Origin of the sequence: Lactobacillus xylocopicola, from assembly GCF_033096005.1 — a bacterium.
GTDB classification, from domain to species: Bacteria; Bacillota; Bacilli; order Lactobacillales; family Lactobacillaceae; genus Lactobacillus; species Lactobacillus xylocopicola.
Genome location: NZ_AP026803.1, coordinates 1,247,309 through 1,265,228, shown reverse-complemented (window position 1 = coordinate 1,265,228; position 17,920 = coordinate 1,247,309). Strand labels below are relative to the sequence as shown.

The 17,920-nt window shown below is 43.1% G+C and carries 28 protein-coding genes; 27 read left to right on the top strand and 1 reads right to left on the bottom strand.

Annotation, left to right across the window (positions count from 1 at the left end; genetic code table 11):
• Positions 1 to 6: 6 nt before the first annotated feature.
• The 3 genes from rpoC to R8389_RS07880 all read left to right on the top strand — a co-directional run bounded on the left by rpoC (position 7) and on the right by R8389_RS07880 (position 4,891).
• The gene (gene rpoC / locus R8389_RS06165) at positions 7 to 3,672 is read left to right on the top strand and encodes a DNA-directed RNA polymerase subunit beta' (RefSeq protein WP_317637155.1); all 3,666 of its coding nucleotides are present in this window, start codon (positions 7 to 9) and stop codon (positions 3,670 to 3,672) included.
• A 64-nt stretch (positions 3,673 to 3,736) separates the two neighbouring features.
• Positions 3,737 to 4,753, top strand: coding sequence for an IS3 family transposase (locus R8389_RS06160; protein WP_425604625.1), 1,017 nt, complete (start codon positions 3,737 to 3,739; stop codon positions 4,751 to 4,753).
• Positions 4,754 to 4,765: 12 nt separating this feature from the next.
• On the top strand, positions 4,766 to 4,891 hold the full coding sequence (locus R8389_RS07880; protein WP_425604671.1) for an IS3 family transposase: 126 nt from the start codon (positions 4,766 to 4,768) through the stop codon (positions 4,889 to 4,891).
• Positions 4,892 to 4,944: 53 nt separating this feature from the next.
• On the opposite strand, the gene R8389_RS06155 is transcribed toward R8389_RS07880, so the two are convergent.
• Entirely contained in the window at positions 4,945 to 5,640 is a 696-nt protein-coding gene (locus tag R8389_RS06155; RefSeq protein WP_317637154.1) for a prepilin peptidase, read from the bottom strand.
• A gap of 179 nt (positions 5,641 to 5,819) precedes the next feature.
• Here R8389_RS06155 and rpsL point away from each other — a divergent pair, with 179 nt between their 5' ends.
• The 24 genes from rpsL (at position 5,820) to rpmD (ending at position 17,908) form a co-directional block, all read left to right on the top strand.
• Positions 5,820 to 6,227, top strand: a complete 408-nt coding sequence (rpsL, locus tag R8389_RS06150) for a 30S ribosomal protein S12 (RefSeq protein ID WP_317637152.1) — start codon at positions 5,820 to 5,822, stop codon at positions 6,225 to 6,227.
• 14 nt (positions 6,228 to 6,241) lie between these two features.
• Positions 6,242 to 6,712, top strand: coding sequence for a 30S ribosomal protein S7 (rpsG, locus tag R8389_RS06145; protein ID WP_317637151.1), 471 nt, complete (start codon positions 6,242 to 6,244; stop codon positions 6,710 to 6,712).
• Positions 6,713 to 6,733: 21 nt separating this feature from the next.
• Complete coding sequence (gene fusA / locus R8389_RS06140) at positions 6,734 to 8,827, top strand: elongation factor G (protein ID WP_317637150.1); 2,094 nt, start codon at positions 6,734 to 6,736, stop codon at positions 8,825 to 8,827.
• 67 nt (positions 8,828 to 8,894) lie between these two features.
• Complete coding sequence (locus R8389_RS06135; RefSeq protein WP_317637149.1) at positions 8,895 to 9,074, top strand: hypothetical protein; 180 nt, start codon at positions 8,895 to 8,897, stop codon at positions 9,072 to 9,074.
• 298 nt (positions 9,075 to 9,372) lie between these two features.
• Complete coding sequence (gene rpsJ, locus R8389_RS06130) at positions 9,373 to 9,681, top strand: 30S ribosomal protein S10 (RefSeq protein ID WP_317637148.1); 309 nt, start codon at positions 9,373 to 9,375, stop codon at positions 9,679 to 9,681.
• A gap of 26 nt (positions 9,682 to 9,707) precedes the next feature.
• Positions 9,708 to 10,337, top strand: a complete 630-nt coding sequence (rplC, locus tag R8389_RS06125) for a 50S ribosomal protein L3 (protein ID WP_317637147.1) — start codon at positions 9,708 to 9,710, stop codon at positions 10,335 to 10,337.
• Between the two features lie 14 nt (positions 10,338 to 10,351).
• Positions 10,352 to 10,984, top strand: a complete 633-nt coding sequence (gene rplD, locus R8389_RS06120; RefSeq protein WP_317637146.1) for a 50S ribosomal protein L4 — start codon at positions 10,352 to 10,354, stop codon at positions 10,982 to 10,984.
• Complete coding sequence (rplW, locus tag R8389_RS06115; RefSeq protein WP_317637145.1) at positions 10,981 to 11,286, top strand: 50S ribosomal protein L23; 306 nt, start codon at positions 10,981 to 10,983, stop codon at positions 11,284 to 11,286. The genes rplD and rplW overlap by 4 nt, the downstream gene beginning before the upstream one ends.
• 15 nt (positions 11,287 to 11,301) lie before the next feature.
• A complete protein-coding gene (gene rplB, locus R8389_RS06110; RefSeq protein WP_317637144.1) occupies positions 11,302 to 12,138 on the top strand; it encodes a 50S ribosomal protein L2 in 837 nt (278 codons plus the stop codon).
• 18 nt (positions 12,139 to 12,156) lie between these two features.
• Entirely contained in the window at positions 12,157 to 12,438 is a 282-nt protein-coding gene (gene rpsS, locus R8389_RS06105) for a 30S ribosomal protein S19 (protein ID WP_317637143.1), read from the top strand.
• Positions 12,439 to 12,457: 19 nt separating this feature from the next.
• Positions 12,458 to 12,811 (top strand): 50S ribosomal protein L22, encoded by a 354-nt coding sequence (rplV, locus tag R8389_RS06100; protein ID WP_122018831.1) that lies wholly within the window; start codon positions 12,458 to 12,460, stop codon positions 12,809 to 12,811.
• 13 nt (positions 12,812 to 12,824) lie between these two features.
• On the top strand, positions 12,825 to 13,493 hold the full coding sequence (gene rpsC, locus R8389_RS06095) for a 30S ribosomal protein S3 (RefSeq protein WP_317637142.1): 669 nt from the start codon (positions 12,825 to 12,827) through the stop codon (positions 13,491 to 13,493).
• Positions 13,493 to 13,933: a 50S ribosomal protein L16 gene (gene rplP / locus R8389_RS06090; protein WP_317637141.1), complete on the top strand. Its 441-nt coding sequence runs from the start codon at positions 13,493 to 13,495 to the stop codon at positions 13,931 to 13,933. Before rpsC ends, rplP begins: the two co-directional genes overlap by 1 nt.
• Positions 13,923 to 14,120, top strand: coding sequence for a 50S ribosomal protein L29 (gene rpmC, locus R8389_RS06085; protein ID WP_317637140.1), 198 nt, complete (start codon positions 13,923 to 13,925; stop codon positions 14,118 to 14,120). Before rplP ends, rpmC begins: the two co-directional genes overlap by 11 nt.
• Before the next feature lie 18 nt (positions 14,121 to 14,138).
• Positions 14,139 to 14,405 carry a 30S ribosomal protein S17 gene (rpsQ, locus tag R8389_RS06080; protein ID WP_317637139.1) on the top strand — a complete coding sequence of 89 codons (267 nt, stop codon included), beginning with the start codon at positions 14,139 to 14,141 and terminating at the stop codon, positions 14,403 to 14,405.
• Positions 14,406 to 14,436: 31 nt separating this feature from the next.
• On the top strand, positions 14,437 to 14,805 hold the full coding sequence (gene rplN, locus R8389_RS06075; protein WP_317637138.1) for a 50S ribosomal protein L14: 369 nt from the start codon (positions 14,437 to 14,439) through the stop codon (positions 14,803 to 14,805).
• Between the two features lie 13 nt (positions 14,806 to 14,818).
• Positions 14,819 to 15,076 (top strand): 50S ribosomal protein L24, encoded by a 258-nt coding sequence (gene rplX / locus R8389_RS06070; protein WP_317637137.1) that lies wholly within the window; start codon positions 14,819 to 14,821, stop codon positions 15,074 to 15,076.
• Between the two features lie 14 nt (positions 15,077 to 15,090).
• Positions 15,091 to 15,633, top strand: coding sequence for a 50S ribosomal protein L5 (gene rplE / locus R8389_RS06065; RefSeq protein WP_317637136.1), 543 nt, complete (start codon positions 15,091 to 15,093; stop codon positions 15,631 to 15,633).
• A gap of 12 nt (positions 15,634 to 15,645) precedes the next feature.
• Entirely contained in the window at positions 15,646 to 15,831 is a 186-nt protein-coding gene (locus R8389_RS06060) for a type Z 30S ribosomal protein S14 (protein ID WP_046307561.1), read from the top strand.
• A gap of 22 nt (positions 15,832 to 15,853) precedes the next feature.
• Positions 15,854 to 16,252, top strand: a complete 399-nt coding sequence (rpsH, locus tag R8389_RS06055) for a 30S ribosomal protein S8 (RefSeq protein WP_317637135.1) — start codon at positions 15,854 to 15,856, stop codon at positions 16,250 to 16,252.
• A 24-nt stretch (positions 16,253 to 16,276) separates the two neighbouring features.
• Positions 16,277 to 16,807, top strand: coding sequence for a 50S ribosomal protein L6 (gene rplF, locus R8389_RS06050; RefSeq protein ID WP_317637134.1), 531 nt, complete (start codon positions 16,277 to 16,279; stop codon positions 16,805 to 16,807).
• A 23-nt stretch (positions 16,808 to 16,830) separates the two neighbouring features.
• Positions 16,831 to 17,187: a 50S ribosomal protein L18 gene (gene rplR, locus R8389_RS06045; protein WP_317637133.1), complete on the top strand. Its 357-nt coding sequence runs from the start codon at positions 16,831 to 16,833 to the stop codon at positions 17,185 to 17,187.
• A 15-nt stretch (positions 17,188 to 17,202) separates the two neighbouring features.
• Positions 17,203 to 17,709 carry a 30S ribosomal protein S5 gene (rpsE, locus tag R8389_RS06040; RefSeq protein WP_317637132.1) on the top strand — a complete coding sequence of 169 codons (507 nt, stop codon included), beginning with the start codon at positions 17,203 to 17,205 and terminating at the stop codon, positions 17,707 to 17,709.
• A gap of 13 nt (positions 17,710 to 17,722) precedes the next feature.
• A complete protein-coding gene (rpmD, locus tag R8389_RS06035) occupies positions 17,723 to 17,908 on the top strand; it encodes a 50S ribosomal protein L30 (RefSeq protein ID WP_317637131.1) in 186 nt (61 codons plus the stop codon).
• Positions 17,909 to 17,920 lie beyond the last annotated feature (12 nt).

Here is a 17,920-nt window from a genome sequence, read left to right as displayed (position 1 = left end):
AGACTTTTGATTGACGTAAACAAATTTGAAAGCATGCAAATTGGTCTTGCTTCCCCGAATAAGATTCGGAGTTGGTCGTATGGTGAAGTCAAAAAGCCAGAGACGATTAATTATCGGACCCTAAAGCCTGAAAAAGACGGCTTATTCGATGAAAGAATCTTTGGGCCAACTAAAGACTGGGCTTGTGCATGTGGTAAGTATAAGGGTGTAAGATACCGCGGGATCGTTTGTGATCGTTGTGGAGTCGAAGTTACCTCCTCTAAAGTTAGAAGAGAACGGATGGGCCATATTGAGTTGGCGGCGCCCGTTACCCATATCTGGTACTTTAAAGGTATTCCGTCACGGATGGGCCTAATTCTAGATATGTCACCAAGATTACTTGAAGAAGTAATTTACTTTGCTGCCTACATTGTGATTGATCCCGGTGATACTGAGCTTGAATTTAAGCAATTATTGACTGAAGTCGAGTACCGTGAACAAAAGGAAAAGTACGGCAATCGATTTGACGCCAAGATGGGTGCAGAAGCAATTCGCGACCTGCTGCGCAAGGTTGACTTGGGCAAGGAAGTCAAGGACTTAAGAAAAGAACTTGAAACTGCTACTGGTCAAAAGCGAACACGCGCAATTAGACGGCTCGATATTTTGGATGCCTTTAATAATTCCGGAAATAAGCCCGAGTGGATGGTCATCGACGCCGTTCCTGTAATCCCGCCCGACTTGCGGCCGATGGTTCAGTTAGAAGGTGGTCGTTTTGCTACTTCTGACTTAAACGACTTATACCGGCGCGTGATCAATCGTAACAACCGACTGAAGCGTTTGCTTGACTTGAATGCACCGAACATTATTGTCCAAAATGAGAAGCGGATGTTGCAGGAAGCAGTTGACGCTTTAATCGACAACGGGCGGCGCGGTCGTTCGGTGGTGGGGCCTGGTAATCGTCCGTTGAAGTCCCTTTCACATATGCTGAAGGGTAAGCAAGGGCGCTTCCGCCAAAACTTACTTGGTAAGCGGGTTGACTACTCTGGTCGTTCAGTTATTGATGTTTCACCCAAATTAAAGTTCTACCAATGTGGTGTTCCGCGTCCGATGGCACTTGAATTGTTCAAGCCATTTGTGATGCACGAATTAGTTAAGCGCAAGCTAGCTTCGAACATTAAGAGTGCCAAGCGCAAAATTGATCGAGAAGATGACGATGTCTGGGATGTACTGGAAAGTGTCATTAAGGAGAGAACCGTCTTGCTCAACCGTGCACCTACCTTGCACCGGTTAAGTATCCAAGCCTTTGAGCCAGTTTTAGTTCCTGGTAAGTCGATCCGCCTCCATCCCCTGACTTGTGAAGCTTACAATGCTGACTTCGATGGTGACCAGATGGCGATTCATGTTCCTTTATCTGATGAAGCTGTTGCCGAATCACGGCTCTTGATGCTAGCCGCTCACCATATTTTGGCACCTAAGGACGGTAAGCCAATCGTCACACCATCTCAGGATATTGTGTTGGGTAACTACTGGTTAACCCAAGCCGAAAAGGGTCGTGAAGGCGAGGGCATGATGTTCAATTCTCCCGATGAAGCGACTGTTGCCTACAATAATGGTGATATTCACTATCACTCAATTATTGGTATGGCTGCTGATTCAATGCCGCAAAAAGCATGGCCTAAGGGTTATGAACACGGCATCTTTATCACTACTTATGGCCGCATAATCTTCAATCAAATTTTCCCAGAAGACTACTTCTACGTTAATGAGCCAACTGAAGAAAATCTGAATAATCCGCTTGCTGCTAAATACTTTTTGGAACCGGGTGAAGATATCCGTCAAAAGATCGATGACGTCGCGAACGAATTGGTTTCAACTCCGTTCAAGAAGTCATTCTTATCGGATTCTATAGCCACTATTTACAAATATTACCGGGTCCAAAGAACTTCGGAATACTTGGACGATTTGAAGACTTTAGGCTACATCAGTTCAACTACTTCAGGTATTACTATCGGAATGACTGATGTTCCTGAAATTGATGACAAGGACGAAAAGGTAGACAAGGCCCACAAGCAGGTTGATGTTGTTTCTAAGCAGTTTAGACGCGGATTAATTACTGAAGAAGAGCGTCACGATCGGGTAATTAGTATCTGGAATGAGTGTAAGGATGAGGTTCAAGATGAGATTGCGCAGATCTACGATCCACGTAACCCAATCACTATCATGGCCGACTCTGGTGCTCGTGGTAACATTTCTAACTTTACGCAATTAGCCGGAATGCGTGGCTTGATGGCTACTCCGAACGGTGGACTGTTTGAAATCCCGGTTACTTCAAACTTCAAAGAAGGACTTTCCGTTCTAGAACTGTTCATGTCCACCCACGGCGCCCGTAAGGGGATGACCGATACGGCGCTAAAGACGGCCCAGTCAGGTTACTTGACGCGGCGATTAGTTGATGTTGCCCAGGACGTAATTATTCGCGAAGATGATTGTGGGACAGACCGTGGCATTGACGTTCATGCAATTATGGAAGGCGACGAGTTAATTGAGCCCCTCTATGACCGTTTACTTGGTCGTTTCACGGCTGAGACCGTTAAGGATCCGCAGACTGGTGAAGCAATTGTTAAGCCGAATGTCATGATGGATGAAAACTTGTCGCATCAAATTTGTGATGCTGGTGTAACTAATGTCAAAATCAGGTCAATTTTGACTTGTGACACCTCTCATGGTGTTTGTCGCAAGTGTTACGGCATGAATTTAGCCACTGGTGAAGAGGTAGAAGTTGGGGAAGCAGTTGGTACTGTAGCTGCCCAATCAATTGGTGAACCAGGAACCCAACTTACTCTGCGTACTTTCCACAACGGTGGTGTTGCCGGTGCCGAAGATATTACTCAAGGTCTTCCGCGTGTGCAAGAGCTGTTTGAAGCCCGTAATCCAAAGGGTCGCGCAATTATTTCCGAGGTTGATGGGACAATTGATGCAATTCAAGAAAATCCGGCTGAGCATACACGTGAAATTACCGTTAAGGGTAGGATCGACACTAGAAGCTACAGTATTCCTTATACTGCTTCAGTGGCGGTTGCTGAAGGTGATGAGGTGCAGCGCGGTGACAAGCTGACGCTTGGTTCAATTGATCCTAAAGAATTAATCCAGGTTACTGATACACTAACAACCGAAGAGTATATCCTGGTTGAAGTGCAGAAGGCATACCGGATGCAAGGTGTGGACATTTCTGACAAGCACGTCGAGGTTTTGACCAGACAGATGCTGCAGAAGGTCCGTGTACTTGATCCAGGGGAGACCACCCTGCTTCCAGGTGAAATTATGGATGTTGGGCAGTTCAAAGAACGCAACACAGCTGTAATCATTTCTGGAGGTATTCCAGCAACAGCCCAAAGCGTCATTCTGGGAATTACTAAGGCAGCGCTTGAGACGAATAGTTTCTTGTCGGCTGCTTCCTTCCAGGAAACGACTCGTGTTCTAACGGATGCTTCAATCAGGGGTAAGAATGACCCCCTGCTTGGGCTGAAAGAAAATGTAATTATTGGTAAGATTATTCCAGCTGGTACTGGTTTGCCAGTTTATCGGGACATGGAACCTGAATCTGACACGAAAAAGCCGGAATCTGTTTATTCAATCGCTGACATCGAAAAAGAGATGAAGGAGACTGACGAAGCAGAGGAACCACAGGCCTAAACTTTAAAAAAGCGTTTCTACATTATGATGTGAACCCCGAAGTTAAGACAACTTCGGGGTTTTTATGATGACTAAATTATCTAAACAAGACAAAATTGATATCTTTAATCTTTGGCAAAACTATCAGGTTGGGTCTAAGGAATTGAGTCGCCGCTACCGGGTTAATCCATCGACTATTAATTATCTCTTAGCCCTCATTAAGCGTCATGGCTTAGTTAGTTTGGATCAGCCATATACAAGCTATTCAATTGCGTTTAAAGAGCAGGCGATTAGGCGGGTGCTAGTCAAACACGAGTCCACGTATCAAGTATCACTTGATCTGGAACTAAAAAGTTCCGGCATGTTGGCTAATTGGCTGCGCCAATACCGTGAAAATGGGTATAATGTCGTTAACCACCAGAAAGGACGACGACGCCATGACCACCAAAAAAGAGCAACAGATCAAGCAGGAGAACCACCGCTTAAAGCAAGAGAACGAGCGCTTACGCCAGCAGAACTTAAAGCTGACCATCGAGAACGAATTCGTAAAAAAATTGCAAGCCTTAGTCGACCAGCGGGCCAAGAACCGCAAGCCGCGGAAATAGCTCAGGCAGTTACCGAACTAAAACACGAACTCAAAGTTAGTGTGACCTTTATTCTTGATACCATTAATGCCAATCCTGACCTACCACACTTGTCGCGCAGTAATTACTACTACACGCTTAAGAAGAGCCATCAGGATCAAGACAACAAAGCCGTAATGGTAGAAATCAAGGGCATCTATGAAGAACATAAACATCGTTATGGTTACCGCCGCATTACCCTGGAACTCAGGCGGCGTGGCCTAATAATCAATCACAAGAAAGTGCAACGACTGATGAGCAAGCTAAAACTCTTTGGCTTAGTCAGTAAACGCTGGCACAAGTATTCGAGCTACCGCGGTATCCAAGGACCAATCAAGCCCGACTTGGTTAAACGCAATTTGGGGGCGATTTACCCTGAGCACAAGTGGTATTCAGACGTGACTGAATTTAAATTAAAGGGTCAGAAGACTTACCTGTCACCCATCATTAAAAGGGAAATGTTCTATGGCTTTGAATAAAGTTTCAAGAATATAACTGTACTAGAAGAAGCAATCAGAAGGTATATTACTCTACAATACCAAAAGAATACCAAAAGAATCAAGACCAAACTAAAAGGACTAACCCCGCTTGAATATCGGGAGTTAGTCCTCAGCTAAAATTTATTAAACTGTCCTAATTTTGGGGTTCACATCAATGTAGAAACGCTTTTTTATAATTCAGCCAGTAATTGCACGACTAGTCCCAAAAAGATGTAGGGGACGAAGGCAGTTGCTTTTTGGGCTGAAGCTGACTTTATTTCAAATAAGAACTGTGCCACAAAGAAAAGAGCAGCGGAAAGTAAAACGTGGTTAGTAAAGGTTGGACCAAAATAAAGCACTAAAATGAGGTAAATGATTAAATCGCCGCTGCCAAATTTCCCAGCACAAGTATAGCAAATTAAAGTAATAAGAATAGGAAGTAATTCAATGTATTCAAGCAGTTGATAGTAGCGGAGGTTACCAACTTGACTAAGGGCCAGGATAATTGCAGGTAGCAGCATGACTAAGTAAAATTCTTGCTGTGTGTAGTCGCAAATGGCAGCCAACAGCAGACTGAAGAGTAAGAGAGCTGTCAACCACCCTGTACTAGTGCTGAAGTCAAGGCTGGTATAGGCGAAGCCACCGATAATTTCAATGATTGGTAGTTTGACGGGAATTGAGGCCTGACAATAACGGCACTTGCCACGCAGCCAGAAGTAAGAAATAATTGGCAGTTCGTCCAGCAGATTGAGTGTGCTGTGGCAAGCAGAACAGCGTGATCGCCCCAGCATAAAGTCAGCGGTTAAAAAACGGTCACAGATAACGGCTGCGTGAGAGGCGAGACATGTTCCCAGGACGAAGTTTGTCAGATAAAATATTCCTTTCATTATTGGTCCTCCTCCAAATTAAATACGTAAAAAAGCAGGCAATCTTTTTAAGAATAAGGATTGCTTTTTTTACTGAAGGGCGTACAATAGTCTTTGTATATTTTGAAGAATAACTCAGGAATAAAAAAGAAACTCCTGGGTGTGTGAACAGAATAATCGATTTTAGGAGGAAAAATTTAATGCCAACCATTAACCAATTGGTAAGAAAAGGTCGTCACACCAAGACGACTAAGTCAAAATCACCTGCTCTAGGCTTTGGCTACAACAGTATGAAGAAGGAACTAGTTGCCAACCCAGCACCACAAATGCGTGGTGTTGCAACTCGTGTTGGTACAATGACGCCAAAGAAGCCAAACTCGGCACTACGTAAGTATGCTCGTGTACGTCTTTCTAACTTAATCGAAGTTACCGCTTATATTCCAGGTGAAGGCCACAACTTGCAAGAGCACTCGGTTGTTTTAATCCGTGGTGGTCGTGTTAAGGACCTTCCTGGTGTTCGGTACCACATTGTTCGTGGTGCGCTTGATACTGCCGGCGTTGATGGCAGAAAACAAGGCCGTTCGAAGTACGGTGCTAAGAAAGATTAAGGGGGAGTTAAATAATGCCTAGAAAAGGACACGTAACTAAAAGAGATATTTTAGCAGATCCAGTTTACAACTCAAAGCTCGTTACTAAGTTGATCAATCACTTGATGCTTGATGGTAAGAGAGCTAAGGCATCTTCAATCCTTTATGATGCTTTCAACATCGTGAAAGACAAGACCGGCAAGGAACCACTTGACGTTTTTGAAGAAGCAATGAACAACATTATGCCAGTATTGGAAGTTCGGGCTCGCCGGATCGGTGGTTCCAACTACCAAATTCCAGTTGAAGTTCGTCCGGAAAGAAGAACGACACTGGGCTTAAGATGGCTTGTTTCATACGCTCGTCTGCGTAATGAACACACAATGGACGAGCGTTTAGCCAATGAGATCATTGATGCTTCCAACAACACTGGTTCAGCAGTTAAGAAACGTGAAGACGTACACAGAATGGCTGAAGCCAACCGTGCATTTGCTCACTATCGTTTCTAATTTTTAAGGAGAGAAAATTTTATGGCTAATAAGCGTGAATTTCCATTAGAAAAAACACGTAATATTGGTATCATGGCCCACATCGACGCGGGTAAGACTACCACTACTGAGCGTATTCTTTACTATACTGGTAAGATCCACAAGATTGGTGAGACTCACGAAGGTGACTCCCAGATGGACTGGATGGAAGAAGAAAAAGAACGTGGGATTACCATTACGTCAGCCGCCACGACTGCACAATGGAAAGACTACCGAATTAACATTATCGATACTCCAGGACACGTTGACTTCACGATCGAAGTTGAACGGTCACTACGTGTGCTCGATGGTGCGGTAACCGTTCTCGATGCTCAAGCTGGGGTTGAACCACAAACTGAAAACGTTTGGCGCCAAGCTGAAACTTACGGTGTTCCTCGAATTGTTTTTATCAACAAGATGGACAAAATTGGTGCAGACTTTGATAAGTCTGTGACTTCTTTGCATGAACGTTTAAATGCCAACGCTTTAGCTGTGCAAATGCCAATTGGTTCAGCCGAAACTTTTGAAGGCGTAATCGACTTAATTGAAATGGTTGCTGACGTTTATGATGAAGACAAGCTTGGTTCCAGCTGGGAAAGTATTCCAGTTCCTGACGAATATAAGGAAGAAGCTGAAAAGCGTCGTAACGACTTAGTTGAACAAGTTGCTGATGTTGATGACGCGATCATGGAGAAGTACCTGGGCGGCGAAGAGATTTCTAACGAAGAGCTAAAAAAGGCCATTCGTAAGGCTACTTTAAACTTAGATATTTTCCCTGTATTTGCTGGTTCAGCCTTTAAGAACAAGGGTGTTCAGATGATGCTTGACGGTGTGGTGGACTACTTGCCATCTCCATTGGACGTTAAGCCGTACATTGCACATGATCCTAAGACCGACGAAGAAGTTGAGCTGGTTGCTGGCGATAACAAGCCGTTCTCAGCTTTGGCCTTCAAGATTGCTACGGACCCATTTGTTGGACGTTTGACTTATATTCGGATCTACACGGGATCACTTGAATCAGGTTCTTACGTTTTGAATGCTTCTAAAAATAGCCGTGAACGGGTTGGCCGTCTACTTCAGATGCATGCCAACTCTAGAAGTGAAATTTCTGAAGTGTTTTCCGGGGATATCGCTGGTGCTATTGGTCTGAAGAATACTACAACGGGTGATTCGCTCACTGATCCTGACCACCCCTTGATTTTGGAAAGTTTGGAAGTCCCAGATCCAGTTATCCAGGTTTCAATTGAGCCAGAATCAAAGGCTGATCGTGACAAGCTTGACGTTGCCCTGCAAAAGTTAACTGAAGAAGACCCAACTTTTAGAGCTGAAACTAACGCAGAAACCGGTCAAACCCTGATTTCGGGAATGGGTGAATTGCACCTGCAAATCATGGTTGAACGGATGAAGCGTGAATTCCACGTTGAAGCTAAGATCGGTGAGCCACAAGTTGCTTACCGTGAAACTTTCACTAAGCCGACCAAGGCACAAGGTAAGTTCGTTCGTCAATCTGGTGGTAAAGGTCAATACGGTGACGTTTGGATTGAATTCACACCAAATGACCGTGGTAAGGGCTATGAGTTCGAAGATGCGATTGTCGGTGGGGTTGTTCCGCGTGAATTTATTCCATCTGTCGACGCTGGACTGCAAGAATCAATGAAGAACGGTATCCTTGCTGGCTACCCGCTCATTGATGTTAAGGCCAAGCTTTATGATGGTAGTTACCACGAAGTCGACTCTTCAGAAGCTGCCTTCAAGGTTGCTGCGTCATTGGCGTTGAGAAATGCTGCACCGCAAGCTGGTGCTGTTATTCTTGAACCAATTATGAAGGTGCAAGTAATTACGCCAGAGGATTACTTAGGTGACGTTATGGGTTCCATTACCGCTCGTCGTGGTACGATGGACAACATGGAAGATCGTGCTGGGGCCAAAGTCTTAAACTCAATGGTGCCACTGGCTGAGATGTTTGGTTACGCAACTACTTTGCGGTCATCCACTCAGGGTCGTGGTACCTTCACAATGGTCTTTGATCACTATGCGGTTACGCCTAAGTCAATCCAGGAAGAGATCATCAAGACGCGCGGCGGTCACGCTGACTAATCTTGGTGGAAGTAAAAATTGAATATAAGATTACAAGCCGAGACATTGGTAGAGCCAATGTCTCTTTTTGTGTACAAGTAGCAAGGTAGTCACGGGCAATCTAAATAATCATTTTGAAAAGCTCAACTTCCAGCTAAATTTTGCTACTGGCTGCCGGGTTCTGCTAATTGCCATTGCGGCCTTACTAGTACTCAACCTATTATGGCCTAAGGCAGCTGAGGGCCTGGCCCGTCTGCATAATAAGTAAAAACCTAAAATGCCAAAGATACAGTTGAAAAATGTATCTTTTTGTTTTTGGAAAAATGGGCCGACTAACTTTTAACAAAAAGATTAAGAAAATCTCCCAAAACCCTTGCCATTTCAGCTTATGATCGGTATACTAGTCTTTGTGCTTTTAGGGCGTAGTCTGCCCTAATGCACGTTATTGTTGTAAAGCGTTGATGCAAAAGGTTGCGGCACACCTGGCTGCATTGCCACAGAGGTAGTGCTGGGAATTTTTGCGGAAGCTAGTCATCTTTTAAAGAGGACGTTAAGGAGGTTACTTAATGGCAAGTCAATCAATTCGTATTAGACTTAAGTCTTACGAACATGGTATTCTCGATGAATCAGCTGCTAAAATTGTAGCTACTGCGCAGAGAACTGGTGCTGAAATTTCAGGTCCAGTTCCGCTGCCAACAGAAAGGGTATTGTTTACTGTTCTGCGTTCACCACACAAGAACAAGGACTCACGTGAACAGTTCGAAATGCGGACCCACAAGCGGTTAATCGATATTTTGAACCCAACACCTAAGACTGTTGATTCTTTAATGAAGCTTGATCTACCAAGCGGCGTTGACATCGAAATCAAGTTATAATTTTTAAAAAAGAAAGAGGTGTGATCATGACCAAAGGAATCTTAGGAAGAAAAGTCGGTATGACTCAAGTCTTCACCAAAGATGGTATCCTTGTGCCCGTAACTGTTGTTGAAGCAGCGCCTAACGTTGTTATGCAAGTTAAGACTGTTGAATCAGACGGCTACGAAGCAATTCAGGTAGGATACCAAGACAAGCGTGAAGTTTTGAGCAACAAACCAGAAAAAGGTCATGCTGAAAAAGCAAAGACGTCGCCTAAGCGCTTCATACGTGAAATCCGCGGAGTTGAGCTTAAGGACTACGAAGTCGGCTCAGAAATTACTGTGGACACATTTAAGGAAGGTGACGTAGTTGACGTTACTGGAATTACAAGAGGTCATGGATACCAAGGTAACATTAAGCGTTGGGGCCAATCACGTGGACCAGAAACTCACGGTTCTAGATACCACAGAATTCCTGGTTCAATGGGTTCTATTATCAACCGTGTACCAAAGGGCAAGCGTTTGCCAGGGCACATGGGGACGAAGAAAGTTACCATTGAAAATCTAGTAATTGAGAAAGTTGTCGCTGATAAGAACGTATTGCTAATTAAGGGCAATGTTCCAGGTGCGAAGAACTCATTAATTACTGTTAAAACTGCTGTTAAGAGTAATAAATAGGAAGGAGGACTAGAATGGCTAATTTAAAAGTTATCGATCAACAAGGTAAAGATGCTGGTAAGGTTACTTTGAAGGATGAAGTATTTGGGATTGAACCAAACGAAAGCGTCGTCTTCGATGCAATCATCAGACAAAGAGCTGGCAGGCGTCAAGGTACCTCAAAGGTTAAAAATAGATCTGCTGTTCGTGGTGGTGGTAAGAAACCATGGAAGCAAAAGGGTACCGGTCGTGCTCGTCAAGGCTCCATCAGATCGCCACAATGGCGCGGCGGTGGTGTAGTCTTTGGACCAACTCCACGTTCTTACGCGTACTCAATGCCAAGAAAGCAACGTCGCTTGGCTATCAAGTCAGTTCTTTCCCAAAAGCTGATTGATGAAAACTTAATTGTTTTAGACCAGTTGACTATGTCAGCTCCTAAAACTAAAGAATTCAAGTCAATCTTAGACGGCTTAAAAGTTGAAGGCAAAGTATTGGTTGTTTCAGAGGACAAAAATGTTCAACTGTCAGCTAAGAACCTGCCAAACGTGAAGGTAATTACGATCAATGGTTTGAATGTTGAAGATGTTGTCAATTTCGACAAGTTGATCTTAACTAAGGATGCTATTGAAGTGATTGAAAAGAATGTTGAGGGGGCTGCGGAGAAATGAGTGCACATGATATCATTTTAAGACCTGTCATTACTGAAAAGTCAACGAACTTAATGGATGATAAGAAGTACACTTTCAACGTGCTTTTAACCGCAACCAAGACGCAAGTTCGCGATGCTGTTGAAGAAATTTTTGATGTTAAAGTTAAGAAAGTTAACATTATGAATGTTCGCGGTAAAGACAAGCGGGTTGGTCGTTACTTTGGTAAGACTGCTCGTAGCCGTAAGGCAATTGTTACTTTGACTAACGATTCAAACGACATCAAGATTTTTAAAGATGAAAACAACGAAGAAAGTAAGTAATAGGAGGTCAGTCAATTGGCTATTAAAGTTTATAAGCCAACCACCAACGGTCGCCGTAATATGACTTCTTCCGACTTTGCTGAGATTACTAAGAGCAAGCCAGAACGTACCTTGCTTGAATCACAATCACATACTGCAGGTCGTAATTCATATGGTCATATTACTAGTAGACACCGTGGCGGTGGTCACAAGCAGAAATACCGTATCATCGATTTTAAACGTAATAAGGACGAGGTTAAAGCAGTTGTTAAGGCAATCGAATATGATCCTAACAGAACAGCTAACATTGCATTACTGCACTACACCGATGGTATTAAGGCTTACATCTTAGCTCCTAAGGGACTAAAGGTAGGCGACATTGTTGAATCTGGTTCAGATGCTGATATCAAGCCAGGTAACGCGCTACCATTAAAGGATATTCCTACTGGTACCTCAATTCACAACATTGAAATGAGACCAGGTAAGGGTGGTCAACTCGTTAGAAGTGCCGGTACTAGTGCCCAGCTCTTGGGTAATGATGGTAAATACACCTTGGTTAGACTGCAAAGTGGCGAAGTTCGTAAGATCTTGTCAGTTTGCCGGGCAACTATTGGAGTCGTTGGCAACGAGCAGCACTCACTGATTCAGTTAGGTAAGGCTGGTCGTAGCCGTTGGTTAGGCAGACGTCCACAATCTCGTGGTTCGGTTATGAACCCTAACGATCACCCACATGGTGGTGGTGAAGGTAAGGCCCCAGTTGGTCGTCCGCAACCAATGACGCCATGGGGCAAGAAGGCTCGTGGTGTTAAGACCAGAAACAAGAAGCAAGCTAGTGAGAAGTTAATTATTCGTCACCGTAAGGGCAGCAAGTAATAGAAGGAGGGTTAATTAATGAGCCGTAGTATTAAAAAAGGGCCTTTTGCAGATGCATCATTGTTAAAGAAAGTTGATGCACAAGCTGACACAGAGAAAAAGCAAGTTATTAAGACTTGGTCTCGTCGTTCAACTATTTTCCCTTCCTTCGTTGGATTGACTATAGCTGTTTACGATGGTAGAAAACATGTCCCGGTTTATGTGACTGAAGACATGGTTGGCCATAAGTTAGGTGAATTTGTTCCAACGAGAACATTCCGTGGACACAAGACATCAGCTGATAAGGCTACTGCAAAATAGAGGAAGGAGAAACACTTAAATGGCAGAACAAATTAGTTCAGCTAGGGCTGAAGCAAGAACTGTTCGGATTGCTGCAAGAAAAGCGCGCCTAGTCGTCGACTTGATTCGTGGCAAAGACGTTGCTGAAGCATTGGCAATCTTGCAATTTACGCCTAGAGCTGCTTCCCCAATCGTTGAAAAGGTTCTGCGTTCAGCTATTGCTAACGCAGAACACAACTACGATCTTGAAAGTGCAAACCTGTACGTATCAGAAGCATACGTTAATGAAGGTGCCACACTAAAGAGATTTCGGCCACGTGCCAAAGGAATGGCTTCTCCGATTAACAAGAGAACTAGTCATGTAGTTGTAGTTGTTTCAGAAAAGAACGATTAAGGGAGGTATATTGATGGGTCAAAAGATTAACCCAAACGGTTTTCGTCTCGGCGTGATTCGTGATTGGGAATCCAAATGGTATGCTGACAGAGGATATAAAGAAACCTTAAACGAAGATTTGAAAATCAGAAATTTCATTTCCAAAACGTTAAAGGATGCCTCTGTTTCTACTGTTGAAATTGAGCGTGCAGCAAACAGAATTAACGTATCAATCAATACCTCAAAACCAGGTATGGTAATTGGTAAAGGCGGTTCTGAAGTTGAAACTTTAAGAAGCAAATTGAATGCTTTGACTAACAAGCAGGTTCACGTTAATATTGTTGAAATCAAGAAACCGGATCTCGATGCTAAGCTAGTAGCTGAAAGCATTGCCAGTCAACTTGAAGCTCGTATTGCTTTTAGACGGGCAATTAGACAAGTTACACAGAGATCAATGCGTGCTGGTGCCAAGGGAATCAGAGTACAAACCTCTGGTCGTTTGAACGGTGCCGACATGGCAAGAAGAGAGTGGCACACCGAAGGACGAGTACCACTACAAACTTTAAGAGCGGATATTGATTATGCTTGGGTAAATGCCTACACCACTTACGGTGAAATTGGTGTTCAAGTATGGATCAACCGGGGTGAAGTCTTACCTTCCAAGAGTAAGAAGCCTGAACAAGTGAAGGGAGGAAACAAATAATGCCTCTAGTACCAAAGCGAGTAAAACACCGTCGCGAATTTCGTGGAAAGATGCGTGGTGCTGCCAAAGGCGGTAAAACCGTTGTCTTTGGTGAATTTGGCTTACAAGCCCTCGAATCTCACTGGATCACTTCTCAACAAATCGAAGCTGCCCGTGTTGCGATGACACGTTACATGAAGCGTGGCGGTAAAGTTTGGATCAGAATTTTCCCACAAAAATCATACACTGCCAAAGGTGTCGGTGTGCGTATGGGTTCTGGTAAGGGTGCACCAGCAGGTTGGGTAGCCGTAGTAAAAAGAGAAAAAGTTATGTTTGAAATTGGTGGCGTCAGCGAAGAAGTTGCGCGTGAAGCACTTCGTCTTGCTTCAACTAAGTTACCAATCAAATGTAAGTTTGTGATTAAAAGTTCGGAAGTAGGTGGCGATTCTAATGAAGGCTAAGGAAATCAGAGCATTAACCACTGATCAAATGTTAGACAAGGAAAAGCAATACAAAGAAGAACTCTTTAACTTGCGTTTCCAACAAGCAACGGGTCAATTAGAAAATACCGCTCGCCTAAGCAAAGTCCGCAAAAATATTGCTAGAATTAAGACAATTCTTAGCGAACAAGCATTGAAAAACGATTAGTGGAAGGGAGTTATTAACTTGAGCGAATCAATCGAAAGAAATCATCGTCACGTATATCAAGGTCGCGTAATTTCTGATAAGAACGACAAGACAATTACAGTTGTTGTTGATACTTACAAGAATCACCCTGTATACAAGAAGCGTATCAAATATTCGAAAAAATACTACGCACAAGACGAAAATAATGAAGCTAAAGTTGGCGATACTGTTCGTATCATGGAAACTCGTCCATTATCTCGTACAAAGCGCTTTCGTTTAGTTGAAATTGTCAAGAAATCTGTTTAACTTGCGGATTTAGTGAGGGGAGGATTATACAGTGATTCAAAATGAATCCCGTTTGAAGGTTGCTGATAACTCAGGTGCCAGAGAACTTTTAGTTATTAGGGTCTTAGGTGGATCAAAGCGTAAGACCGGTAACATTGGTGACATCGTAGTAGCAACTGTCAAACAAGCAACACCAGGTGGCGTTGTCAAAAAAGGTGACGTTGTCAAAGCTGTCATTGTTAGAACAAAATCAGGCGCACGCCGCGAAGATGGTTCATACATCAAATTTGATGAGAACGCCGGCGTAGTTGTTAATGAAGATAAAAGCCCTCGTGGTACTCGTATCTTTGGGCCTGTTGCACGTGAGTTGCGTGAGCACGACTTTATGAAGATCGTCTCTCTTGCTCCTGAAGTCTTATAAGTGAGGTGCACTGATGTTTGTTAAAACTGGTGACAAAGTAAAGGTTATTGCTGGAAAAGACAAAGGCAAAGAAGGGATTGTTGTTTCAGTTAACACCAAGAAGAACCGGGTGGTTGTTAAGGGTGTTAATACAATTAAGAAACATGAAAAACCTTCACAAACTAATGCAAATGGTGGTGTTGTTGAATCAAATGGTTCAATTCACGCTTCAAATGTAAAGGTTATTGCCAAGTCTGAAAGCAAAAAAGAAGAAACAAAGAATAAGAAATAGAAGGGAGGACACAAATGGCAAATTATTTAGCTCAAGAATATAAAGAAAAAATTGTTCCTGCACTGCAAGATAAGTTTGAATACAAGTCTGTAATGCAAGTACCTAAAATTGAAAAAATTGTTTTGAACATGGGTGTCGGTGACGCTGTTGCTAATGCCAAGAATTTGGACGAAGCAGTGGCAGAATTAACCCTAATTTCCGGTCAAAAACCACTGGTTACGAAGGCTAAGAAGTCAATCGCTAACTTCCGCTTGCGTGAGGGTATGTCTATCGGTGCTAAGGTAACCCTTAGAGGAGATAGAATGTATGATTTCTTGTACAAGTTAGTCAATGTTTCACTTCCTCGTGTTCGTGACTTCCGCGGTGTTTCAAGCCGTTCGTTTGACGGTCGTGGTAACTATACTTTAGGCATTAAGGAACAATTGATTTTTCCGGAAATTGACTTTGATAAAGTCAATCGGACAAGAGGTTTAGACGTTGTTATCGTTACTACTGCCAATACTGATGAAGAAGCACAAGCGCTTTTAAGTCAATTTGGTATGCCGTTTGCAAAATAATGGAGGACATTAATGGCTAAAACATCACAAAAAATTAGAAATCATCGTCCTGCTAAATTTTCTTCACGTGAATATACTCGTTGCGAGAGATGTGGTCGTCCACACTCCGTTTACCGTAAATTTGGCTTATGCCGTATTTGTCTGAAAGATTTAGCTCACAAGGGTCAAATCCCAGGTCTTAAAAAGGCCAGTTGGTAATACGGTTAGGAGGATAGCATAAATGGTCATGACAGATCCGATCGCAGATTACTTGACTAGAATTAGAAATGCCAATATGGCAAAGCATAGTTCTGTTGAAATTCCTGCATCAAATATAAAAAAATCTATTTCGGAAATTTTGAAACGCGAAGGCTTCATCCGTGATTACGAAGTTACTGATGACAACAAACAGGGCATTATCAAGATTTTCTTGAAATATGGTCCAGACGGAGAACGGGTCATTTCAGGCTTGAAGCGTATTTCAAAGCCAGGTCTGAGAAATTACGTGGGCGCTGAAAATTTACCTAAAGTTCTTAACGGCTTGGGTATTGCCATCGTTTCTACTTCTGCTGGTGTGATTACCGACAAGGAAGCTAGACAAAAAGACGTTGGCGGCGAAGTTGTTGCTTACGTTTGGTAATTCTGACAGAAAGGAGCATAATCAATGAGCCGGATAGGTTTAAAAACAATTGAAGTCCCAGATAATGTCACTGTTACCAAAAAGGGTAACGACATTACTGTCAAGGGACCAAAGGGTGAATTAACTAGATACTTTGATCCAAAAATTACCTTTAAGCAAGAAGATGGTAAGATTAACTTTGCTCGTTCGAGTGAAAGTGATAAAGCACTTCACGGTACGGAACGTGCAAACTTAGCGTCAATGGTTGAAGGTGTAGTTAATGGCTACAAGAAGACTTTGAAGTTAATTGGGGTTGGTTACCGTGCAGCAGCACAAGGTAGCAAGTTAACTCTGAACGTTGGCTACTCACACCCAGTCGAATTGACTGCACCAGAAGGTGTTTCTGTTAAAGCTACTTCAGCTACTGAAATTGAAGTAGAAGGGATTTCTAAGCAAAATGTTGGACAATTTGCTGCTGAAATCCGCGATGTACGTCCACCTGAACCATATAAGGGTAAAGGTATTCGCTATACTGATGAATACGTACGTCGTAAGGAAGGTAAGACAGGTAAGTAATAAATAAATTTTGAGGTGAAATTGTGATTTCAAAACCAGATAAGAATAAATTACGCTTAAAGCGTCATAAACGTATTCGTAGCAAAATTTCTGGTACTGCTGAGCGCCCACGCTTAAGCGTTTTTCGTTCAAACAAAAACATCTACGCTCAATTAATTGATGACGTAGCGGGTGTAACGCTAGCAAGTGCCTCAACTTTGGATGACTCTGTTAAGGGATCAACTAAGGTCGAACAAGCTCAAGCTGTTGGTAAGGCAATTGCCGCTGCAGCAAAGGCAAAGAAAATATCAAATGTCGTTTTCGACAGAAGTGGTTATCTATACCACGGCCGTATTTCAGCTTTGGCAGACGCCGCGCGTGAAAACGGGTTAGATTTCTAGGAAAGGAGAAAATACATGGCAAACCGCAACGATTCTCGTAATAATCGCAGAAACAAAGACGACATCGAAGATCAGTTAGTAGCAATTAATCGTGTCACCAAGGTTGTCAAGGGTGGTCAACGAATGAGATTTGCTGCCCTAGTAATCGTGGGCGACAAAAAAGGTCGTGTAGGCTTTGGTACTGGTAAAGCTCAAGAAGTTCCAGAAGCAATCCGTAAGGCCGTCGAAGCTGGTAAGAAGAACATGATCACTGTTCCTAAGGTTGGTACAACCATTCCGCACGAAGTGATTGGCCACTACGGTTCAGGTAGCATTTTGATTAAGCCAGCTCCAGCTGGTTCTGGAGTTGCTGCCGGTGGTGCCGTTCGTATCGTTATGGATATGGCCGGTATCGCTGATGTTACTTCTAAGTCACTTGGATCAAATACACCAATTAATGTTGTTCGTGCAACAATTGATGGTTTAAAGAAGCTTAGAACTAGTGAAGATGTTGAAAAGCTTCGTCACGCAAGTTTAGATTAGGGAGACTAGATAAATGACTGAATTAAAAGTTACTTTAATTAGAAGTGCTGCGCACCGTCTACCTGACCAAAAGAAAATTGTTAAGGCTCTTGGCCTTGGTAGAATTAACAGTACAGCTACTCTACCAGACAATGCCTCCATTCGTGGTGCATTGTTAAAAGTTGCTCACTTAATCTCGGTTGAAGAGATTAACAAATAAAAGAGGAGGTGC

Excerpts from the sequence above, each read along its gene's own strand:
- rplP (WP_317637141.1), top strand. The coding sequence starts at position 13,493 with ATGCCTCTAGTACCAAAGCGAGTAAAACACCGTCGCGAATTTCGTGGA.
- rplF (WP_317637134.1), top strand. The coding sequence starts at position 16,277 with ATGAGCCGGATAGGTTTAAAAACAATTGAAGTCCCAGATAATGTCACT.
- rplX (WP_317637137.1), top strand. The coding sequence starts at position 14,819 with ATGTTTGTTAAAACTGGTGACAAAGTAAAGGTTATTGCTGGAAAAGAC.
- rplE (WP_317637136.1), top strand. The coding sequence starts at position 15,091 with ATGGCAAATTATTTAGCTCAAGAATATAAAGAAAAAATTGTTCCTGCA.
- rpsE (WP_317637132.1), top strand. The coding sequence starts at position 17,203 with ATGGCAAACCGCAACGATTCTCGTAATAATCGCAGAAACAAAGACGAC.
- rpsG (WP_317637151.1), top strand. The coding sequence starts at position 6,242 with ATGCCTAGAAAAGGACACGTAACTAAAAGAGATATTTTAGCAGATCCA.
- rpsS (WP_317637143.1), top strand. The coding sequence starts at position 12,157 with ATGAGCCGTAGTATTAAAAAAGGGCCTTTTGCAGATGCATCATTGTTA.
- rplC (WP_317637147.1), top strand. The coding sequence starts at position 9,708 with ATGACCAAAGGAATCTTAGGAAGAAAAGTCGGTATGACTCAAGTCTTC.
- R8389_RS06160 (WP_425604625.1), top strand. The coding sequence starts at position 3,737 with ATGATGACTAAATTATCTAAACAAGACAAAATTGATATCTTTAATCTT.
- rpsC (WP_317637142.1), top strand. The coding sequence starts at position 12,825 with ATGGGTCAAAAGATTAACCCAAACGGTTTTCGTCTCGGCGTGATTCGT.
- fusA (WP_317637150.1), top strand. The coding sequence starts at position 6,734 with ATGGCTAATAAGCGTGAATTTCCATTAGAAAAAACACGTAATATTGGT.
- rpmD (WP_317637131.1), top strand. The coding sequence starts at position 17,723 with ATGACTGAATTAAAAGTTACTTTAATTAGAAGTGCTGCGCACCGTCTA.
- R8389_RS06155 (WP_317637154.1), bottom strand. The coding sequence starts at position 5,640 with ATGAAAGGAATATTTTATCTGACAAACTTCGTCCTGGGAACATGTCTC.
- rpmC (WP_317637140.1), top strand. The coding sequence starts at position 13,923 with ATGAAGGCTAAGGAAATCAGAGCATTAACCACTGATCAAATGTTAGAC.
- rplD (WP_317637146.1), top strand. The coding sequence starts at position 10,352 with ATGGCTAATTTAAAAGTTATCGATCAACAAGGTAAAGATGCTGGTAAG.
- rpsH (WP_317637135.1), top strand. The coding sequence starts at position 15,854 with ATGGTCATGACAGATCCGATCGCAGATTACTTGACTAGAATTAGAAAT.
- rplV (WP_122018831.1), top strand. The coding sequence starts at position 12,458 with ATGGCAGAACAAATTAGTTCAGCTAGGGCTGAAGCAAGAACTGTTCGG.
- rpsL (WP_317637152.1), top strand. The coding sequence starts at position 5,820 with ATGCCAACCATTAACCAATTGGTAAGAAAAGGTCGTCACACCAAGACG.
- rpsJ (WP_317637148.1), top strand. The coding sequence starts at position 9,373 with ATGGCAAGTCAATCAATTCGTATTAGACTTAAGTCTTACGAACATGGT.
- R8389_RS06060 (WP_046307561.1), top strand. The coding sequence starts at position 15,646 with ATGGCTAAAACATCACAAAAAATTAGAAATCATCGTCCTGCTAAATTT.
- rplW (WP_317637145.1), top strand. The coding sequence starts at position 10,981 with ATGAGTGCACATGATATCATTTTAAGACCTGTCATTACTGAAAAGTCA.